The sequence below is a fragment of the Neisseria sp. Dent CA1/247 genome, assembly GCF_022870825.1.
In the GTDB taxonomy this organism is placed as follows: Bacteria; Pseudomonadota; Gammaproteobacteria; order Burkholderiales; family Neisseriaceae; genus Neisseria; species Neisseria zoodegmatis.
Genome location: NZ_CP091522.1, coordinates 335,644 through 355,303 on the forward strand (window position 1 = coordinate 335,644; position 19,660 = coordinate 355,303).

Here is a 19,660-nt window from a genome sequence, read left to right on the forward strand (position 1 = left end):
GTTTGCGCGTGGCGGAAAAATACCCGTGCCGCCGGTTTTGAACAGCAGCACGGGATTTAACGGTGTTTTGTCGGGTTTTTCAGACGACCTCGATAGGCAGCCGGCTTATTTAAACCAAGACTTAATCTTTTGAAACAGCGACATGCTTTGCTTGTCGAATCCGTTTTCAGCCGTAACGGGCGGAGGTGCTTCGCGGTGGACGGGAAGTGCACCGAAGCTTTGTGCCACCGGCATGATTTCGATGGTGTTAACGTTCATGTGCGCGGGGCGTTGGTAGAGCCATAAAGCGGTGTCGGCAATGTCTTGCGGGCGGATAAATTGCACGTTTTCATACAGTTTGGCGGCGCGTTCGTCGTCGCCTTTGAAGCGCACGTTGGAAAATTCGGTATCGCCGCACAAACCCGGCTCGATATTGCTCACGCGCACGCCTGTGCCGGCCAAATCGGCGCGGAGATTGAGGCTGAATTGGCGCACATAGGCTTTGGTGGCGCCGTACACATTGCCGCCGGGGTAGGGGTAAGTGCCGGCGATGGAACCGATATTGATGATGTAGCCGTTTTTGCGCCCGGTCATTTGTGGTAACACTTTGTGGGTGAGGTAGGTTAAGCCGATGATGTTGGTTTGAATCATGGTCTGCCAATCGGCAAAATCGGCTTTGTCGGCGGCATCCAAGCCCAAAGCGAGGCCGGCATTGTTGATTAAGCAGTCGATAACGGCAAAGTTTTCAGGCAGGTTTTGCAAAGCCTGATCCACAGATTCGCTGCGGGTGATGTCCATTTCAAGCGGCAGAAAACGCTCGCCCAACTCGGCTTGCAAGGTGTGTAATTTTTCAATGCGGCGGGCTGCGCCGATAACGTAGTGGCCTGCCGTCACGAATGAGCGGCACATTGCTTCGCCGAATCCGGCCGATGCGCCCGTAATTAAAATCGCCATAATCTTCTCCTATTGGTATGAGGCCGTCTGAACGTTGTCGCCGGCCCCGTTTTATCACTTTAACTTTATAAGGTATGATGCCGAAAAATCCCGACAATATTACCATACCGAAAGGAACACATTAGCATGAACGCAAAAATCACACAGGCAGCCTTAGCCGCCGCAACCGTTTTCACGCTTGCCGCCTGCGGAGGCGCGGAACCTCAAGTTGCCAAAGGGCCGATTTCCGAAGCACGCACCACCGCTTTCAAATCCATGATGCCCAATTTCAGCAGCATGGGAAAAATGGTTAAAGGTGACGAGCCTTACGAAGTGGAAAAATTCAAAACCGCGGCTGCCGTGTTTGTGGAAGAGAGTAAAAAACCGTTTGAACACTTCCAAAAAGACGAACAGGGCGACGGCGATACGCTGCCGGTAACATGGGAAAAGCCGGATGAATTCAAAGCGGCGGAAGAGAAGTTCCACGCGGCAGTGGCCAATCTGAATGCCAAAGCACAAGGCGGCAATTTGGAAGAAATCAAAGCGGCTTACGGCGAAGTGGGCGCCAACTGCAAATCTTGCCACGATACGTTCCGCCGTCCTAAATAATTTGCCGGATACCGTAAAAATATGAGTTCCTCCGACCGCTGGCAGATTCACCGCTATCTTGCCCGAAATACCGACGAGCGTTTGCAGCTGGTGCGCCATGTGCCGCAACAGATTGTTTTGGTGGGCGCGGATGCCGATGAAAGCCGCAGCCTGCTTGCCGCCCGTTATCCTAAAGCCGTGTTTACGGAATACGACCCGCGCCCTGATTTTTTGGAAGCGGCCGCCCAAGCGCGTAAGTCGGGTTTGTGGCAGAAGCTCACGGGCAAGAAAGTGGTGCAGCATTGCCAAGCCGTTGAAGCGGCGCTGCCTGAAGCCGCAGCGGATATGTTGTGGGCGAATCTGGCCTTGATCACGGCCAAAGAGCCTGTGCCGGTGTTTGAAAACTGGGCGCGTGCGTTGAAGACCAACGGCTTGCTGTTTTTTACCCATTTCGGCATTGATACTTTAAGCGGGTTGACAGGCCGTCTGAAAAAGCGGGGCATTGCGGTGGAAACGCCGATGCTGTTTGATATGCACGATTTGGGCGATATGCTGTTTCATCACGGCTTTTATGATCCGGTGATGGATACGGCCAAGCTGGAATTGCATTACCGTCGGGCGGAAACGTTTTGGCAGGATATGGATACTCTGGGCTTGTGGGCGTCGCTGGTGTTTGATGATCAAGCTGCGGCGCGGGAAGCGGTGGAGGCGGTGTTTGCCGAAGAGGGTGAATTGGCGGTGACACTGGAAACGGTGTACGGCCATGCGGTGAAGAAACTGATGTTGCCGCAAGGGGAAAGCCCGGTTCAGTTTTATCCGAAAAAGCCGCAATAGAAGCGCATATAAAAACACCTGCCGCGGGTTTGGCTTGCGGCAGGTGTTTTTATATGCGAATCAATGGAATACAGCGGGCTTAACGCTCGACGTGTTCGTAGATTTTGTATGGCTCTTGATCTTCGTTGTCGGGAATATCGGCCGTTTCATCGCTTTTATCGCCCTTAAATGCTTTGATGGCTTCTTTCAGGCTGATGGTTTTGGTTTTGTCGGGGTTAAAGGTAAACACCGGCTTACCGAAGCGGTTCATATAGAGAACGGAGTCGATATTGAGCGCCTGTAATTCGCCGTTGATTTGCATATAATGGCGCACGCCGACCAAGCGTCCTTTTTTATCGAGATACCAATCGGATGAAATGGGCATGCCTGCGATGTCGCTTAAGCGGGCGCTGTCGTTGAGGCTGTCAAACGCGCCGAGAAACAGTTGTTTGGTTTTTTCGTATTTCTCCTTGCTGACGGTGGGTTCGGGTTTTTCTTTCTGCAAGCGGTCGAATTCTTGCGAGAAATGTTTTTTCATCGCCAGCGTGAAGAGTTTCTCGAATTTATCGTCCATCAGATAGTGGATGCGGTATGTGCCGCCGGCCTGTTTGGTGTATTCGTCGGGCGGCAGGCTGTGGTAATACTGCGGCGGAATATCGGCATAAGCACGGTAAGCGGCGATAAACATGGCTTTTACCATGGTTTTGAGCGGATAGTTTTTCGGCGAATCTTGTTTTTCTTTGTCTTCTTCTTCGTTTACCAACTCATCCAAATCAGACAGCTTCAGATAAATCGGTTCGTGAATCAAACGTTCGCGCAGGGACGGCGGGGCAACGAGGTTGAGTGCGGCCGGCACGGAGGCGGGCAGATCGACGATCACGCTCATTTCTTCGCCGTCAAACACCATGGGCATGCTGATGCGGGTACTTTCATTGCGGTTAACCATTGAAAATTCCGGCGTCAGTTCTAATTTTTTGCGGCTTAAATCCAAAGCGCCGGAATATTTGATGCGGGCGTTTTCAAGGTAACGTGCCATGGCCGGGCGGTCGTGAAGATAGTCGGCCACTTTTCTGCCCGTATTGTTGGCGCTGGAGGGTAGGGTAGTCAGCAACGACGGCGTCATGGCTTTGAGCATGAAGGCTGCTGCACGGTAGTCCTTGGAACTGTTTTCGCTATCGCTTTCGGTATCGGTGCCGTCTGAATATTCGTTGTCGCTTTCTACGGGTTCGGCATAGGCTGCGGCAACTTCTTCATATGCTGCTTCAAATTCAGTTTCTGCTTCGGATGCAGCTTCAAGGCTGGCTGCTTCAAGGCCGGCGGCTAAGTCGGCAGCGGCTTTTTCTTTGGCTGCCTGTTTCGGTGCGTAGCCTTTGTCGAACGGGGTAAAGGCAACTTTGATTTCTCCTTGGAAGTTGTAGCTGTAATCTTTGGTCAGGCCGCGTTCTACGGAGTGGCTGATCATTTCGTGAGGACTTTTACCGTCTAAAGTGCTGCACGCGCTCAAGCCGATTAAGGCCAAGGCTGCGGTTAATGCGCTTATTTTCATTATTTTCCTTTGGGATTTAAGTGGTTGGTTGTTGGATGGGGTTGTGTAAATTTCGCCGATTATCGGGAAGAGTGAATTATTTGTCCAGCATGTTTGCTTGAGTGTTCGTTATGAATTATGGGTGTGGATTTTGAAGGCTGAAATGCTGCAAACAAGTATGATGGATTTTGGATCCGATGGGATGTGATATCAAACTTGAGGCCGTCTGAAAAATCTGCACAAGGATTTTCAGACGGCCTCATTGGGTTTAGGGGGGGACTGCTGTTAAGTATCGCGGGTGCAGCGGCGGTAGAAACCGATCAAGCCGTTGGTGGAGGCATCGTGATGCAGTTCGGCGGTTTGCTCCAGCTCGGGTTCGATGTTTTTGGCGAGCACTTTGCCGTATTCCACGCCCCATTGGTCGAACGGGTTGATGTTCCAAATCACGCCTTGCACAAAGATTTTGTGTTCGTATAAGGCGAGTAGCATACCGAGGTTGAATGGATTTAGCTCGTCGATAAGGATGCTGTTGCTGGGGCGGTTGCCGGGGAACTCTTTGTGCGGTGCCAATGCTTCGCGTTCGGCTTCGGGCAAACCGGCCAACTCTGCGCGGGCTTCGTCTAGGGTTTTACCCAGCATCAGCGCTTCGGCCTGCGCGAAAGCGTTGGCAACGGTGAAGCAGTGTTGGCGGCCGATATTGTAGGGTGTGCGCATGGGCACGATGAAGTCGGTAGGAATCAGGCGTGTGCCTTGGTGGAGCAGCTGGAAAAAGGCATGCTGCCCGTTAACGCCTTCTTCGCCGAACACGATGCCGCCGGTGTGCCAGCTCACGGTTTCGCCCTGCAAGGTGCGCCGTTTGCCGTTGCTCTCCATATCAAGCTGTTTCAGATAGGCGGGCAGGCGGCGGAGGTTGTGGCTGTACGGCACGACCGCGTGGCCGCAAGCGTTGCAGAAATTGCCGTACCACACGCCGAGCAAGGCGAGCAAAACGGGCATGTTGTGGCGGAAATCGGTATGGAAGAAGTGCTCGTCCATAGCGTGTGCGCCGTTGAGCAATTCACGGAAGCGGGCGCTGCCGATGGCAACCATCACGGGCAGGCCGATGGCAGACCAGACGGAATAACGCCCGCCGACAAAGTCAAACATGGCAAACACATGCTCGGGCGTGATGCCGAAATCGCGGGCGGCTTCGACATTGCTGGAGATGGCGGTGAAGTGGCGGGCGATGTCGGCTTCGTTTAAGCCGCCGTTGCAGAACCAATTGCGCGCAGCTTGGGCGTTGAGCAGGGTTTCGGGAGTGCCGAACGATTTGCTGGCCACGCAGAATACGGTGGTTTCGGGGTTGAGCGGTGCCAGCACTTGGGCAATGTTGGCGTCGTCGGAGTTGGAAACGAAATGCACGCGGATGTTTTGCAGGTAAGGCTGCAAGGCTTGAACGGCAAGCCGGGGGCCTAAATCGGAGCCGCCGATGCCGATGTGGACGAAATCGGTAATGCGTTTGCCGGTGGCGCCGGTGTGCGAGCCGTTGAGCAGGCTGTCGGCAAAGGTTGAGGCGCGTTCCAGTTCGCGGTGGATATCGGAAAGGACGTTTTCGCCGTCCACATACACGGCGGGCGAGCCGGCGGGTAAGCGCAGGGCGGTGTGCAGCACGGCGCGGTTTTCGCTGAGGTTGATTTTGTCGCCGCGGCGCATGGCTTCGGCCTGCTGTTTGACGCCTGAGGCGTCGGCCAAGCGGCACAATAAATCGAGGGTTTCTTCGCTGATGCGGTTTTTGCTGTAATCAAGCAAAAGGCCGTGCAGGGTTTCGTGCATTTTGTCGAAACGCGCAGGGTCGGCTTGGAATTGGTCGCGCATGTTGAGCGACGAGGTATTGATCTGATGGGCTTGCAGGTCTTGCCAGATGGCAGTCAGTTCTTTAGTCATATGGTGGGACGCTTTAATGAAATCTTGTGGTTAGTGAGTTTAAACGGTTGTTGCAGGCCGTCTGAAAACGGTTTCAGCGGAGCAGCAGTTATCTCGATGTAGTGCCGTGTAGTATATAACAATCCGCAAGGTTATTTTTATCTTTGTGATTGAATGGAAGCCAAGACGCGCCGTAACGGGCAGTCTATGGATTGGGCAAATTCAGGCGGATAAAGTTCATGCCGTCTGAAAATGCTCATGCTGGTTTAATTTTTCAGCATTCTATTAAAATAAAATACCAATATTTTCCAAAAAGAAAAATTTTAATTCTCACGAAAGATAAAATCATAGATTTAGACAATAAAATAGCTAAAAATAAACTGTGAGCCTTGCCATTAACGGTGCGAACCGTTAACCTTGCAGCCTGATTCATTGCACAGAAAAGAACAATCATGACACCACGCCACCAAACAGACGATGTAAAAATCAGAGAAGTTAAAGAACTGCTCCCCCCGATTGCCCATCTTTACGAATTGCCCATCACCGAAAAAGCGGCCGATTTGGTTCACCAAACCCGCCATGAAGTGGCCGATCTCGTACACGGTAAAGACAACCGCCTGCTGGTGATTATCGGCCCGTGTTCCATCCACGACCCCAAAGCCGCGCTCGAATATGCGCAACGCCTGCTGCCGCTGCGTCAAAAATACGAAAAAGAACTGTTGATCGTGATGCGCGTTTATTTTGAAAAACCGCGCACCACCGTCGGCTGGAAAGGTTTGATCAACGACCCGCACCTCGACGGCACGTTTGACATCAACTTCGGCCTGCGCCAAGCCCGCAAGCTGCTGCTTACGCTCAACGATATGGGTATGCCCGCTTCGACCGAGTTTCTCGACATGATTACCCCGCAATACTATGCCGACCTGATTTCATGGGGCGCCATCGGTGCGCGTACCACCGAAAGCCAAGTGCACCGTGAGCTGGCCAGCGGCCTGTCTTGCCCGGTCGGCTTCAAAAACGGCACCGACGGCAACCTGAAAATCGCCATCGATGCCATCGGCGCCGCTAACCATCCGCACCATTTCCTGTCGGTTACCAAAGCCGGCCACTCCGCGATTGTCCACACCGCCGGCAACCCCGACTGCCATGTGATTTTGCGCGGCGGCAAAGAGCCGAATTACAGCAGCGAACATGTGAAAGCCGCAGCCGAACAGCTCACGCAGGCAGGCGTAACGCCCAAACTGATGGTCGATTTCAGCCATGCCAACAGCCGCAAAGATTACCGCCGCCAAATGGAAGTTGCCCAAGATGTTGCACAGCAAATCCGCGACGGCGAAAACAACATCATGGGCGTGATGGTGGAAAGCCACTTGGTAGAAGGCCGCCAAGACAAGCCCGAATGCTACGGCCAAAGCATCACCGACGCCTGCATCGGCTGGGAGCAAACCGAAGAGCTGCTCGCCTTGCTGGCAGAAGCCAACCGCAGCCGCGTGTAATCCGTTAGGTGTTTTTTTAAGTAAACGGCATAATGCTACGCTAGAATACAGGCCGTCTGAAATCTTTTCAGACGGCCTCAGTTATAATACCCGCATGATCTACCACCACATCGCCCTCAACATCCCCATTTCAGACGGCCTCTTAACCTACGGCCACCCGACCGCCTTGCCCAAAGGTTGTCGGGTAGTGGTGCCGTTTCGCGGCAAACCCGTTGCCGGTGTGGTGTGGGCGGGCGGCGTAGCGCCGGAGATTGATGCGGCGAAAATCCTGCCGGTTCAGACGGCCTTTACCGACGAGCCGCTGTTTCCCGAAAGCTGGTGCAAGCTGCTGGAGTTCACTTCGCGCTATTACCATTATCCGCTCGGGCAGGCCGTGTTTACCGCGCTGCCTTTGGGCTTGAAAGAGACCAAGCCCGTTGAAGCACCGCAGCCGCCGCAGTTTTATGCTTTGAACGAAGCAGGCAAAGCGCAAACCCCGCCGCCGGAGCGTTTCCACAAAAAACACGCCTTGTGGCAGGCTTTGTTTTCAGACGGCCTCAGCATGGCGGCCTTGAAACACATCAACAACCAAGCGCCGAAACTGCTGCAAGAGTGGATGGAAAACGGCTGGATACGCACCTCCCAAGCCGCCGCGCCCGTGTTGAGGCCGTCTGAACACCGATTAAACGCCGAGCAGCAAGCCGCCGCGCAAGCCGTTCAGACGGCCACCGATACCTTCAAACCCTTCCTGCTCTACGGCATCACCGGCAGCGGCAAAACCGAAGTCTATTTCGACGTGATGGCCAAAGTGCTGGCGGCGGGCAGGCAAGTGCTGTTTCTGCTGCCCGAAATCAACCTCACGCCGCAACTGCTCAAGCGCGTGGAAGCCCGTTTTGCCGACGTGCCGACCGCCGTGCTGCACAGCCAAACCGCGTCCGGCAAACGCACGCAAGACTATCTGCGCGCCATGCTCGGGCAGGCCAAACTGATTATCGGCACGCGGCTGGCCGTGTTCACCCCGCTGCCCGATTTGGGCTTGGTGGTGGTGGACGAAGAGCACGATTCCTCATTCAAACAAGACAACGAACTGCGCTACCAAGCCCGCGATTTGGCCGTTTGGCGCGCACGGCAAAGCAGTTGCCCCATCGTGCTCGGCAGCGCCACCCCCAGTTTGGAAAGCTGGCACAAAGCACAAACCGGCGCGTACCAACTGCTCGAACTGACCGAACGCGCCCATTCCGCCGCCCAACTGCCGCAAGTCGATATCCTAGACGTGCGCCGCCTGCCGCTCGATAACGGCTTCTCGCCGCAAGCCCTGAAACTGCTCAAAACCAACCACGAACAAGGCGGCATGTCGCTGGTGTATCTCAACCGCCGCGGCTTCGCACCCGCCCTGTTTTGCGGCGACTGCGGCCACACCTTCGGCTGCCCGCGCTGCTCCGCCAAAATGGTGCTGCACCAACGCGCCCGCCAACTGCGCTGCCACCATTGCGATTTCAGACGGCCCGTACCCTACAAATGCCCCGAATGCGGCAACCAAGACCTCACCGCCGTCGGCCACGGCACCCAACGCGTCGAAGAAACCCTGCGCAACTTCATCCCGCAAGCCAAAGTTGCCCGCGTCGACCGCGACAGTACCGCCCACAAAAACGACTGGGCCGATTTATACCGACGCATCGCCGCCAACGACATCGACATCCTCGTCGGCACCCAAATGCTCGCCAAAGGCCACGACTTCGCACGGCTGAACCTCGTGATCGTATTAAACGCCGACGGCAGCCTCTATAGCGCCGACTTCCGCGCCCCCGAAAGACTGTTTGCCGAACTGATGCAGGTTTCCGGCCGGGCAGGGCGCGCCGAAGCCGCCGGCAAAGTGCTTATCCAAACCCAACTGCCCGAACATCCCGTATTCGCCGCCGTAAAAGCACAAAACTACCGCATCTTCGCCGAAAACGAGCTGAACGAACGGCAAACATTCAATATGCCGCCCTTCGGTTTTCAGACAGCCATCCGCGCCGATGCCGTCAAAATCGACGAAGCCGTGCAGTTTCTCAACGACATCCAAGCCGTTACCCAACCGTTGCTGCCCGAAATTGTATCCGCCTTCGGCCCCGTGCCCATGCTGATGGCGCGGCTGGCCGAACGCGAACGCGCACAAGTGTTTTTAGAATCCGCCTCCCGCAAAGACCTGCACCACGCCGTGAGCCTGTGGGTGCAGGTGTTGCAGCAGTACCGCGACGGCAAAGTGAGATGGTCGGTGGATATCGACCCGCAAGAGATGTGAAGAGGCCGTCTGAAAATGATTTTTCAGACGGCCTTTAAGGTTATGAATGGTTAGCTTTCGGCAGAAGATTCGGGAAAAGCCTCTTTAAACCATGCTTGGAATTCGGGGGTGTGGCGGATGTTGTCGAAGTCGGGATCTGTTTCAATATGATCCTTGTCGGGGAAGTTATTTACTTGTTGTGCAAGGCGTAATTGTTTTACCGCTTCGGCTACATTCCCTTCTAAGGCGTATATGCAGGCATGGTTGTAAGCCAGCTTTTCTTGATGTTGCGGATTTTTGCTTAAAAAGTCATTAACCAAATCGCGGGCTTGTTGCAGTTTGGTTTGTACTTCGGCAGGTTGATTGTCTTTTTCTTTTAAAGTATGGTGCTCGCGCAGTAAAGTACCTAACCAGTTATCGGCGGCTTGATACATGTCAGGCTTGATAGCCAATGCTTGTCGGTATTTTTCTCCTGCGTCGCGCCATTTTTCTAATGCCGCTGCGGTTTCTCCCTGCTTAGCTAACATCCGTGCTTCATTATTTAAAGCGATTCCCCAACTGTAGGCGGCTTCATAATCATCGGGCTTAATGACTAAGGATAGTTGGTATTTTTCTCCTGCCTTGAGCCAAGTTTTAAATGCCGCTTCGGTATCGCCCTGTGCGGCCAAGGCTTGTGCTTCGTTGTCTAAGGCATTTCCCCAGTTGTAGGCGGCTCCATTATTGTCGGGCTTGATGGCTAAGGATAGTCGGTATTTTTCTTCCGCCCTGCGCCATGTTTTAAATGCTGTTTCGGTATCGCCCTGTGTGGCCAAAACTTGGGCTTCGTGATTTAAAGTATTTCCCCAGTTGTAGGCAACTCCATAATCATCAGGCTTGAGGGCTAAGGACAATTGGTATTTTTCTTCCGCCCTGTGCCATGTTTTAAATGCTGCTTCGATATTGCCCTGTGCGGCTAAGGCTTGTGCTTCATTATTTAAAGCATTTCCCCAGTTATTGATGGCGTCATGCTCATAAGGGTTGATAATCAATGTCTTTTGATAATATTTTTCTATTTCAGGGAACCAATGGATTTGTTGTTCTCGGTCGCCTTTTTCGTGTAAGTAACAAGCTTGTAGGCCTGAGTTGAAGTTGGCCTGCTCGTCTTGACTATTTTGTTGCAATACGGCTTGCCAAGCATAAAATGCTTGAAGATGGTCTTGATAACTTTTGCTCTGATCCGCTTTGTCAGATAGTAGAATAGCTTGGGCGCGTAGTTGTTCGATAAGGGGAAGATCTCTGTGTTCTGATAGTTTTTCAGCAGCTTTAATACTGCTTTGTTGTTCTTCTTTACTTTGTTTTTCTGGGTTGTAGTCATGGGTTTTTTGTTTTAATTCAGTAAGTTCTTTCTCTGCTTGATTTCGGGTGTTTTGAATCTGTTCCAAAAGTGCTTGCGCTTTTGAGGCATTTTCTTCAGCTTGGTTGGTTAAAGTCTGTGTTTTTTCTGAATATTCTTTGATTTCTTTTAAAGCACCTTCAAATTTTGAAAGCATATTTTCTCGCTCTTTTTGGTAAAACATATAGGGGAGAATTAAACCCAATAGAGCGATTGCTGCAAGCCACCAGTTGATGTTTTGCTGCTGGTTATCCATAACCTGCATACGCAATGCCGAAATATTGTCTTGCAACATTTCAGCTTGCGAGGCACTTAGATTGTGATTGTCTATTTTGAGCTGCTCATCCTTTGTAGCTTCAGTTGTTTTTGTTGTAGCAGTAGCGTTCGCAGCCGTACGATTGGACTGAACCGATGTATTCGCTGCTGCTGAAAAGGAAAACATCAAGCCGAGTATCAGGCTGGTGAGAGATGAAATAAGAATACGTTTGTTCATAAAGACTATCCCGTTCAAGATGCGCGTAATTATAACGGCTAAACGGAAAAGAGTATGTTGCGAATGAAGCGGATAGAGATTGAAGAGTATGAGGCCGTCTGAAAATTGTTTTTCAGACGGCCTCATGTTTCCAGCTTGAATTAAGACACGGATTAGATGCGCATCGGCATCACGATGTATTTGAAATTGGGGTTGTTCGGAATGGTGAACAGGGTGGAGCGGTTGGCGTCGCCGAAGGCAAGCTGCATGTCGTCGGCGTGTACGTTGCGCAATACGTCCATCAGGTAGCCGATGTTGAAGCCGACTTCGAGTTCGTCGCCTTGATAGGCGATTTCCAATTCTTCGCGGGCTTCTTCCTGTTCGTTGTTGCTACACACGACGCTCAACAGGCCGGGGCGCAGCAGCAGGCGGGCGCCGCGGAATTTTTCGTTGGCGAGAATGGCGGCGCGTTCGAGGGCGCCGAGCAGCTGGGTGCGGTTAACCAAAAAGATTTTGTCGTTGTCAAGCGGAATTACGCGGTTGAAGTCGGGGAATTTGCCGTCGACGATTTTGCTGACGATCACGGTATCGTTGCAGCGGAAACGTACTTGGTTGTTGAGCAGCTCTACGGTAATCGGTTCGGCGGGGTGGTTGAGCAGTTTGAAGAGTTCGAGCACGGTTTTGCGCGGGAGGATTACTTCTGCTTTGGGCAGGTCGGCGTCGATGGTGGTGCTGGAGTAGGCGAGGCGGTGGCCGTCGGTGGCGACGAGGCGCAGTTGGTCGCCTTCTACCTGCATCAAGAGGCCGTTGAGGTAGTAGCGGATGTCTTGCACGGCCATGCTGTACTGCACTTGGGAAAGCATGTTTTTAAAGGCTTCTTGCGGCAGTGAGAAGGCGGCGCTCACGTTTTCGCCTACGCTCATGAGGGGGAAATCTTCTGCGGGTAGGGTTTGCAGGTTGAAGCGTGATTTGCCTGCTTTGAGGGTAAGGCGGTTTTGCGCCCAGTCGAGTGCGACGAGCGAGCCGTCGGGCAGGGCGCGCAAGATGTCTTGCAGCTTTTTGGCATTGGTGGTGATGCGGAAGTCTTCGGCTTCGCTGTGGGGGCCGGAGGTGTTGATTTGGATTTCCAAATCGGTAGCCAGAATATTGGTTTGCCCGTGGATGTTTTCGAGCAATACGTTCGACAGAATCGGCAGTGTGTGGCGGCGTTCGACGATGCCGGTTACGGCTTGCAGGGGTTTGAGCAGGGCATCGCGTTCGGCTTGTAAAATCAACATGGTCATCCCTTCGGGCTAATCAGTTTTGGATAATAATTAACAGTTTTTCGTAATCCTGCGCCAATTCGGGGTCTTCGTCGCGCAGTTTGGCTATGGCTTTTACGCCGTGCATCACGGTGGTGTGGTCGCGGCCGCCGAAGGCGTCGCCTATGCTGGGCAGGCTCAGGTTGGTCAGCTCTTTGGTGAGGCTCATGGCAATCTGGCGCGGGCGGGCGATATTCCGTGTGCGTTTTTTGCCTACTATATCACTCATTTTGATGCGGTAGTATCGTGCGGTGGCGTCGATAATCAGGTCGGCGGTAATGACTTTATACGAGCTGGCAACGATATCTTGCAGGGCGTTTCTGGCTAAGTCGATATCGATCGGCTTGTTTAAAAAGCGACTGCTGGCACTCACGCGGTTGAATGCGCCTTCGAGTTCGCGCACGTTGGAGCGGATGAGGTTGGCAATGAAAAAGGCGGCATCTTCGTTTAAATCGACGCCGGCGGTTTCGGCTTTTTTCTGCAAAATGGCTACGCGCATTTCCAGCTCGGGCGGTTCCAATTCGAGCGTCAGCCCCCATGAAAAGCGTGATCTCAGGCGGGCGTCCATGTCTTCGATTTTGGTGGGCAATACGTCGCAGGTAAGGATGAGCTGTTTTTTCTTGTTGTGGAAATGGTTGTACAAATAGAAAAACTCTTCCATTGTACGGTCTTTGCCCTTGATAAATTGGATGTCGTCGATGATTAAGAGGTCGTATTGTTTGTATTGTTGTTTGAATACGTCATAACTGTTGTTGCGCACGGCATTCATAAAGCTGCGCACATAATCATCGGAGTGCATATAGCGCACTTTGGCATCTGGTTTGTTTTTCAGCAGTTCGTTGCCGATGGCCTGCACTAAGTGGGTTTTGCCCAAACCGGTGCTGCCGTAAAGGAAAAAGGGGTTGTAGCCCTGGCCGGGGTTTTCGGCAATAGATTTTGCGGCGGCTGCGGCGATGCGGTTGCCTTTACCTTCTACCAGAGTTTCGAAAGTGTAATCAGACGAAAGGTTGGTTTGCGCGTAATGGTCTTCTTTAGGTTGCGCAGGCACGCTTTTGGGTTTGGTTGCGGGTTTGTTTTCTACAACGGTTTTTTTGGTGCGGCTGCCTTCGGCGGGCAAATGCTTCATGCGTTCGGCCAAAATATCTTGGGCGCTTTTGGCAGAAGCGGGTTTGTTTGCTGTTGCCGTTTTGTTTTCAGACGGCATCGTAGGCGTTTCAGTATGGCTGTTGAGGCCGTCTGAAACTTTTGCCGCTGTTGCGTTAACTTGTTTATCTGCTTGCGGGGCGATGGCATAGCTTTGCCCGCTGCCGGCTTTAAACAGCAGGGCGGGCATGTCGGGCGCCAACTCTGCGCGCGCGGCTTCGATGGCGGCAGAAAAGCTGTTTTTGAGCATGTTTACGGCGAATTGGTTTTTACCGTACACCACCCATGCGCCGTTTTCTTCGCCCACGGTCAGCGGTGCAATCCAGGTTTGAAACTGTTGCATCGGGAGGGTATCGTGAAGTCGGCGGAGGCATTGCGGCCAAAATTCTGCAAGCGTCATATTTTGAATTGCCTGATGTAGCGGTTGTGTGTAACGACAGGAAGCGTGTGAAAAAGTTTTGTTAAACAATAGATTATTGATTTTTCAGACGGCCTGTTGCGTGTGCGGGCGGATTCGGCGGATTATACCGAAAATTATCCACAACCGCCATTTCTGCAACAACTGCCCCGGCGAATGCGCCGCTTCGGCAGCCAAGCTGTTTTATTAATTGACAAAACCCGAGATTTAAGGTGTAATTCGCGGTTTAATTTTCTGAAAAAACTTAGGAAACAGACATGAAACGCACTTATCAACCTTCCGTTACCCGCCGCAAACGCACCCACGGTTTCTTGGTACGCTCTAAAACCCGTGGCGGCCGCGCCGTTTTGGCTGCGCGTCGTGCCAAAGGCCGCAAACGTTTGGCAGTGTAACTTGAGCCAAGGCTTCGCCAAGCGTTACCGCTTATTGAAAACGGATGACTTTTCATCCGTTTTTGCGTTTAAAAAACAACGGGCGGCATCTATGCTGCAAGTGTTTTTCCTGACTGAAAACGGTTTGCCGCACGCGCGTTTGGGATTGGTAGTCAGCAAAAAAAACGCCAAACGTGCACATGAGCGCAATTATATGAAGCGGGTAATACGCGAATGGTTCCGCTGCAATAAAGAAACTTTGCCGCCGCATGATTTTGTGGTGCGCGTACGCCAGCGGTTTGACCGCAGCAATGCCCAAGAAGCGCGGCAGCAGCTGGCTTATCTGATTCGGAAATGCTGAAACTGAAAAACATCCCGGCCAAGCTTTTGCTGGCTTTAATCCGTTTTTACCAGTATGCCGTCAGCCCGCTGATTCCGCCGCGTTGCCGTTATACGCCGACCTGTTCGCAGTATGCGGTGGAAGCGGTAAAAAAATACGGGGCATTCAAAGGCGGCTGGCTGGCATTAAAGCGCATTGCACGCTGCCATCCGTGGGGAGGATGCGGGCATGACCCCGTACCTTGATTTGCAGTAGGAATATTGTTCGGCCGGCCGTTATCGGTTTTTTATATAATGCCGTCTGAAACAAACGGTGCTTGTTTGGCATCGGGGCTTAAAGTTTGACCCGAACCACTTCGAAACAGGCGGCGGCTTGCGGGTCGCACACTCACAGTACCATTAGGAATATTCTATGGAAGCTAAAAGATATGTCATTTTTTTCGCCCTTGCTGCGGCGATTTTGTTTGGGTGGGAGCAGATGTTCCCGACGCCCAAACCTAATCCTGCCCAGCAACAGGCCGTACAAAACCAAGCGGCGCCAACCCAAGCGGTTCCGGCTGCTGCCGCTGCATTGACGCCGTCTGTGCCGGTTACCGTGACAACCGATACGGTTAAAGCGGTAATTGATGAGAAAACCGGCGATCTGCGCGGGCTGACTTTGTTGAAATACAATGCCAGCAGTGATGAAAGCAAAGATTTTGTGCTGTTTAACGACAGCAAAGCCTACACTTATGTTGCTCAATCTGAATTGCTGAATTCAGACGGCCACAATGTATTGAAAGACGTAGCGTTTACCGCGCCTCAGAAGCAATACACTTTGAACGGCGATAAAGTGGAAGTGCGTTTGACCGCACCGGAAACCGCCGGCTTGAACATCAATAAAATCTACACCTTTACCAAAGGCAGCTACCTGATTGACGTGCGTTACGACGTGACCAACAACAGCGGCGCACCGGTGAAATTGGATGCCGTGTACCGCTTGCTGAGAGACAACAGCAAACCCGAAGGCGAAGGTTATTTCAACCAAACCTACGCAGGCCCCGTGGTTTATACGCCGGCGGGCGAGTTTGAAAAAGTGCCGTTCGATGACTTGGACGACGATTACCAATCCGGCAAAGACCAAGCCGAATATGTGCGCAAAACCGACAGCGGCTGGTTGGGCATGATTCAGCACTACTTTATGTCCACTTGGATTTTGCAGCCGAAAGACGGTAAAACCGTTTGTGCGGCAGGTGCTTGTCAGATCGATTTGAAACGCCGCAGCGATAATCTGTATTCGGCTTCCGTTCGAGTACCGATGCCCGCCGTTCAAAGCGGCTCGAAGCTGGATTTCCCCATCGGCCTGTATGCCGGCCCGCAAACCACCAGCGTGATCAGCCAAGTGGCCGACAATTTACAGTTGGCGAAAGACTACGGCAAAGTGCATATTTTTGCGTCGCCGCTGTTTTGGCTACTGGATAAATTGCACGGTTTTGTCGGCAACTGGGGCTGGGCGATTGTATTGCTGACCATTATTGTGAAAGCGATTCTCTACCCGCTCACCAACGCTTCTTACCGCTCAATGGCCAAAATGCGTGCCGTTGCGCCGCGCTTGCAGGCTTTGAAAGAGAAGTATGGCGACGACCGTATGGCGATGCAGCAGGCGATGATGCAGATGTACAAAGACGAGAAAATCAACCCGCTTGGCGGCTGCTTGCCCATGTTGCTGCAAATCCCCGTGTTCATTGGTTTGTATTGGGCGATTTTCTCTTCTGTGGAATTGCGTCAAGCACCGTGGATGGGCTGGATTACCGACCTGAGCCGCCCCGATCCGTGGTTTATTCTGCCGATTATTATGGCGGCCACCATGTTTATCCAAACTTATCTGAACCCGCCGCCCACCGATCCGATGCAGGCTAAAATGATGAAAATCATGCCGATTATTTTCTCGGTAATGTTCTTCTTCTTCCCGGCAGGTTTGGTGCTTTACTGGGTAGTCAACAATATTCTGACTATTTTCCAGCAGTGGTATATCAATAAGAGCATTGAGAAACAACGCGCTGCAGGTGAAGTGGTTTCTTAAGCAGGTGTGAACCGAATGTGGCAGAGGCCGTCTGAAAACGATTTTTCAGACGGCCTTTTTTGTTTTCGCCGAAGCCGCCTGCAAATGAATTTCAGGGTATGCAAAAACGCTTAAAAACGCTGAAAATACATAGGAAATCAGGTATAATCCGACAGTTATTTTGCCGCTTGACAGCCTATGGAAAATGAGTGGTTCCAAGCGGTACAGCCAGTCTAAAACTAGCAAGAAAAGAATCGATTATGACCCAGCAGCAAGAAGAATACGGTGCCGAGAGCATACAGGTGCTTGAAGGTTTGGATGCAGTACGCAAACGCCCGGGCATGTATATCGGCGATACGCAAGACGGTTCCGGTTTGCACCACATGGTGTTTGAAGTGTTGGATAACGCCATCGACGAAGCGTTGGCCGGCCATTGCGATAAAATCACCGTAGCCGTAAACGCCGATAATTCCATCACCATCGAAGACAACGGCCGAGGTATTCCGACCGGTATCCACCCCAAAGAAGGCCGTTCCGCTGCAGAAGTGATTATGACCATTCTGCACGCAGGCGGTAAGTTTGATAACAACAGCTACAAAATTTCAGGCGGCCTGCACGGTGTAGGCGTATCGGTTGTGAATGCCTTGTCTGACTGGTTGCGTTTGACCATTTACCGTGAAGGTAAAGAACATTTCGTAGAGTTCCGCCGCGGTGTGGCGGTTGAGCCGCTCAAAGTCGTGGGTGATGCACCGGAAGGCCGCACCGGCACAAAAGTGCAGTTTTTGGCCAGCGAAGAAACCTTCGGTGAAGTTGAATACCATTTCGATATCCTTGCCAAGCGTATCCGCGAGCTTTCCTTCTTGAATAACGGTGTCGGCATCAAGCTGACCGACCTGCGCGACGGCAAAGAAGAAGACTTCGCCTTTTCCGGCGGTGTGGCCGGTTTCGTGCAATACATGAACCGCAAGAAAACCCCGCTGCATGAAAAAGTGTTTTACGCCAGCGGTGAAAAAGACGGCATGGGCGTTGAAGTGGCGATGCAGTGGAACGACAGCTACCAAGAATCCGTACAGTGTTTCACCAACAACATTCCTCAGCGCGACGGCGGTACGCACTTAACCGCTTTGCGCCAAGTGATGACGCGCACGATTAACAGCTATATCGAATCCAACGAAATCGCCAAAAAAGCCAAAGTTGATACCAGCGGCGACGATATGCGCGAAGGTTTGACTTGCGTATTGTCCGTCAAACTGCCCGACCCGAAATTCTCTTCCCAAACCAAAGATAAACTGGTTTCCAGCGAAATCGGCCCCGTGGTCAATGAAGTGATTAGCCAAGCTCTGACGGACTTCTTGGAAGAAAACCCCAACGAAGCCAAAACCATTTGCGGCAAAATCGTCGATGCCGCCCGCGCCCGTGAAGCCGCCCGCAAAGCCCGTGAAATCACACGCCGCAAAGGTGTGATGGACGGCTTGGGCTTGCCCGGTAAGCTGGCGGACTGTCAGGAGAAAGACCCGGCCTTATCCGAGCTGTATCTGGTCGAGGGTGATTCTGCCGGCGGTTCGGCCAAACAAGGTCGCGACCGCAAATTCCAAGCCATCCTGCCGTTGAAAGGTAAAATCCTCAACGTAGAAAAAGCCCGCTTTGAAAAAATGTTGGCCAGCCAAGAAGTGGCGACATTGATAACCGCTTTGGGCGCAGGTATCGGCAAAGAAGAATTCAATCCCGAAAAACTGCGTTACCACCGCATCATCATCATGACCGATGCCGACGTGGACGGCGCGCACATCCGCACTTTGCTGCTGACTTTCTTCTACCGCCAAATGCCCGAATTGGTGGAGTGCGGCTACATCTATATCGCCCAGCCGCCGTTATACAAAGCCAAACACGGTAAACAGGAACGCTATCTGAAAGACGAATTTGAAAAAGACCAATGGCTGCTTGGTTTGGCCTTGGATAAAGCCAAAATCGTTTCAGACGGCCGCACCATCGAAGGCGAAGAGTTGGCGAAAGTTGCCAAGCAATTCCTGTTGGCGAAAAACGTAGTCGATCAAGAAAGCCGCGTGATAGACGATTTGGTACTCAAAGCCATGTTGCATGCCCAGCCCGTGGACTTGTCTTCGGCGGAAAGCACCGATGCGGCTATTGCGGCATTGAATACACTGCTTAACGAAAAAGAAGTTGCATTGGAACGTGTGGACGGCCTTGAAGGCAGCCACTTCATCAAAATTACCCGCAAACTGCACGGCAATGTGGCAGTCAGCTATATCGAGCCGAAATTTGTTAACGGCAAGTCGTACCAAACCCTTACCCAAACCGCAGAATTACTCAAGGGATTGGTGGGTGAAAAAGCCAAGCTGTATAAAGGCGAAAACGAATACGATGTAGCGGGCTTTGAAGAGGCGTTGGATATCTTGATGACGAATGTACAAAAAGGCATGTCTATCCAGCGCTATAAAGGCTTGGGTGAGATGAATCCCGAGCAACTGTGGGAAACCACTATGGATCCTGCTGTTCGCCGTTTGCTCAAAGTGCGTATCGAAGATGCGATTGCCGCCGATGAAGTTTTCGTTACCCTGATGGGCGACGAAGTAGAACCGCGCCGCGCATTCATCGAAAACAATGCGTTGGTTGCTCAAAATATTGATGCTTAATGATAGAAGTTGATGTCGGGCTTTCGGATTGACTAGATTGCCCGCTCAAATCTACTTAATCATTGGTAAGA

General features: G+C 52.2%; 17 protein-coding genes. 11 read left to right on the plus strand and 6 right to left on the minus strand.

Annotated elements, in window-relative coordinates; genetic code table 11:
* Positions 1 to 105: 105 nt before the first annotated feature.
* A complete protein-coding gene (locus LVJ85_RS01550) occupies positions 106 to 933 on the minus strand; it encodes an SDR family oxidoreductase (RefSeq protein WP_244740856.1) in 828 nt (275 codons plus the stop codon).
* Positions 934 to 1,059: 126 nt separating this feature from the next.
* On the opposite strand from LVJ85_RS01550, the gene LVJ85_RS01555 reads away from it, so the two are divergent.
* Together LVJ85_RS01555 and LVJ85_RS01560 are read left to right on the plus strand one after the other, a co-directional pair.
* Positions 1,060 to 1,521 (plus strand): cytochrome c, encoded by a 462-nt coding sequence (locus LVJ85_RS01555; RefSeq protein ID WP_244740858.1) that lies wholly within the window; start codon positions 1,060 to 1,062, stop codon positions 1,519 to 1,521.
* Between the two features lie 21 nt (positions 1,522 to 1,542).
* Positions 1,543 to 2,334 (plus strand): methyltransferase domain-containing protein, encoded by a 792-nt coding sequence (locus LVJ85_RS01560; RefSeq protein ID WP_244740861.1) that lies wholly within the window; start codon positions 1,543 to 1,545, stop codon positions 2,332 to 2,334.
* 79 nt (positions 2,335 to 2,413) lie between these two features.
* On the opposite strand, the gene LVJ85_RS01565 is transcribed toward LVJ85_RS01560, so the two are convergent.
* A complete protein-coding gene (locus LVJ85_RS01565) occupies positions 2,414 to 3,859 on the minus strand; it encodes a hypothetical protein (protein ID WP_244740864.1) in 1,446 nt (481 codons plus the stop codon).
* A gap of 264 nt (positions 3,860 to 4,123) precedes the next feature.
* Positions 4,124 to 5,761, minus strand: a complete 1,638-nt coding sequence (gene pgi, locus LVJ85_RS01570; protein WP_244740866.1) for a glucose-6-phosphate isomerase — start codon at positions 5,759 to 5,761, stop codon at positions 4,124 to 4,126.
* Positions 5,762 to 5,979: 218 nt separating this feature from the next.
* On the opposite strand from pgi, the gene LVJ85_RS01575 reads away from it, so the two are divergent.
* The 3 genes from LVJ85_RS01575 (at position 5,980) to LVJ85_RS01585 (ending at position 9,499) form a co-directional block, all read left to right on the plus strand.
* A complete protein-coding gene (locus tag LVJ85_RS01575; RefSeq protein ID WP_244740868.1) occupies positions 5,980 to 6,126 on the plus strand; it encodes a hypothetical protein in 147 nt (48 codons plus the stop codon).
* 66 nt (positions 6,127 to 6,192) lie between these two features.
* Complete coding sequence (gene aroG, locus LVJ85_RS01580; protein ID WP_244740872.1) at positions 6,193 to 7,236, plus strand: 3-deoxy-7-phosphoheptulonate synthase AroG; 1,044 nt, start codon at positions 6,193 to 6,195, stop codon at positions 7,234 to 7,236.
* 94 nt (positions 7,237 to 7,330) lie between these two features.
* The gene (locus LVJ85_RS01585; RefSeq protein ID WP_244740875.1) at positions 7,331 to 9,499 is read left to right on the plus strand and encodes a primosomal protein N'; all 2,169 of its coding nucleotides are present in this window, start codon (positions 7,331 to 7,333) and stop codon (positions 9,497 to 9,499) included.
* 50 nt (positions 9,500 to 9,549) lie between these two features.
* Here LVJ85_RS01585 and LVJ85_RS01590 read toward each other — a convergent pair whose 3' ends face one another.
* From LVJ85_RS01590 to dnaA, 3 genes are all read right to left on the minus strand, one after another.
* Positions 9,550 to 11,343 carry a hypothetical protein gene (locus LVJ85_RS01590; protein ID WP_244740877.1) on the minus strand — a complete coding sequence of 598 codons (1,794 nt, stop codon included), beginning with the start codon at positions 11,341 to 11,343 and terminating at the stop codon, positions 9,550 to 9,552.
* A 152-nt stretch (positions 11,344 to 11,495) separates the two neighbouring features.
* Positions 11,496 to 12,599, minus strand: a complete 1,104-nt coding sequence (dnaN, locus tag LVJ85_RS01595; protein ID WP_244740880.1) for a DNA polymerase III subunit beta — start codon at positions 12,597 to 12,599, stop codon at positions 11,496 to 11,498.
* Between the two features lie 19 nt (positions 12,600 to 12,618).
* Positions 12,619 to 14,166 (minus strand): chromosomal replication initiator protein DnaA, encoded by a 1,548-nt coding sequence (dnaA, locus tag LVJ85_RS01600; protein WP_244740884.1) that lies wholly within the window; start codon positions 14,164 to 14,166, stop codon positions 12,619 to 12,621.
* Positions 14,167 to 14,224: 58 nt separating this feature from the next.
* On the opposite strand from dnaA, the gene LVJ85_RS01605 reads away from it, so the two are divergent.
* From LVJ85_RS01605 to gyrB, 6 genes are all read left to right on the plus strand, one after another.
* The gene (locus LVJ85_RS01605) at positions 14,225 to 14,374 is read left to right on the plus strand and encodes a hypothetical protein (protein WP_244740886.1); all 150 of its coding nucleotides are present in this window, start codon (positions 14,225 to 14,227) and stop codon (positions 14,372 to 14,374) included.
* A 67-nt stretch (positions 14,375 to 14,441) separates the two neighbouring features.
* The gene (gene rpmH, locus LVJ85_RS01610) at positions 14,442 to 14,576 is read left to right on the plus strand and encodes a 50S ribosomal protein L34 (protein ID WP_004283944.1); all 135 of its coding nucleotides are present in this window, start codon (positions 14,442 to 14,444) and stop codon (positions 14,574 to 14,576) included.
* 1 nt (position 14,577) lies between these two features.
* Positions 14,578 to 14,916 (plus strand): ribonuclease P protein component, encoded by a 339-nt coding sequence (gene rnpA, locus LVJ85_RS01615; RefSeq protein WP_244740889.1) that lies wholly within the window; start codon positions 14,578 to 14,580, stop codon positions 14,914 to 14,916.
* Positions 14,910 to 15,140 (plus strand): membrane protein insertion efficiency factor YidD, encoded by a 231-nt coding sequence (gene yidD, locus LVJ85_RS01620; RefSeq protein ID WP_054599452.1) that lies wholly within the window; start codon positions 14,910 to 14,912, stop codon positions 15,138 to 15,140. Before rnpA ends, yidD begins: the two co-directional genes overlap by 7 nt.
* A gap of 166 nt (positions 15,141 to 15,306) precedes the next feature.
* Positions 15,307 to 16,956: a membrane protein insertase YidC gene (gene yidC / locus LVJ85_RS01625; RefSeq protein ID WP_085363469.1), complete on the plus strand. Its 1,650-nt coding sequence runs from the start codon at positions 15,307 to 15,309 to the stop codon at positions 16,954 to 16,956.
* A gap of 239 nt (positions 16,957 to 17,195) precedes the next feature.
* Positions 17,196 to 19,589 carry a DNA topoisomerase (ATP-hydrolyzing) subunit B gene (gyrB, locus tag LVJ85_RS01630; RefSeq protein WP_244740891.1) on the plus strand — a complete coding sequence of 798 codons (2,394 nt, stop codon included), beginning with the start codon at positions 17,196 to 17,198 and terminating at the stop codon, positions 19,587 to 19,589.
* The last annotated feature ends 71 nt before the right edge of the window (positions 19,590 to 19,660 follow it).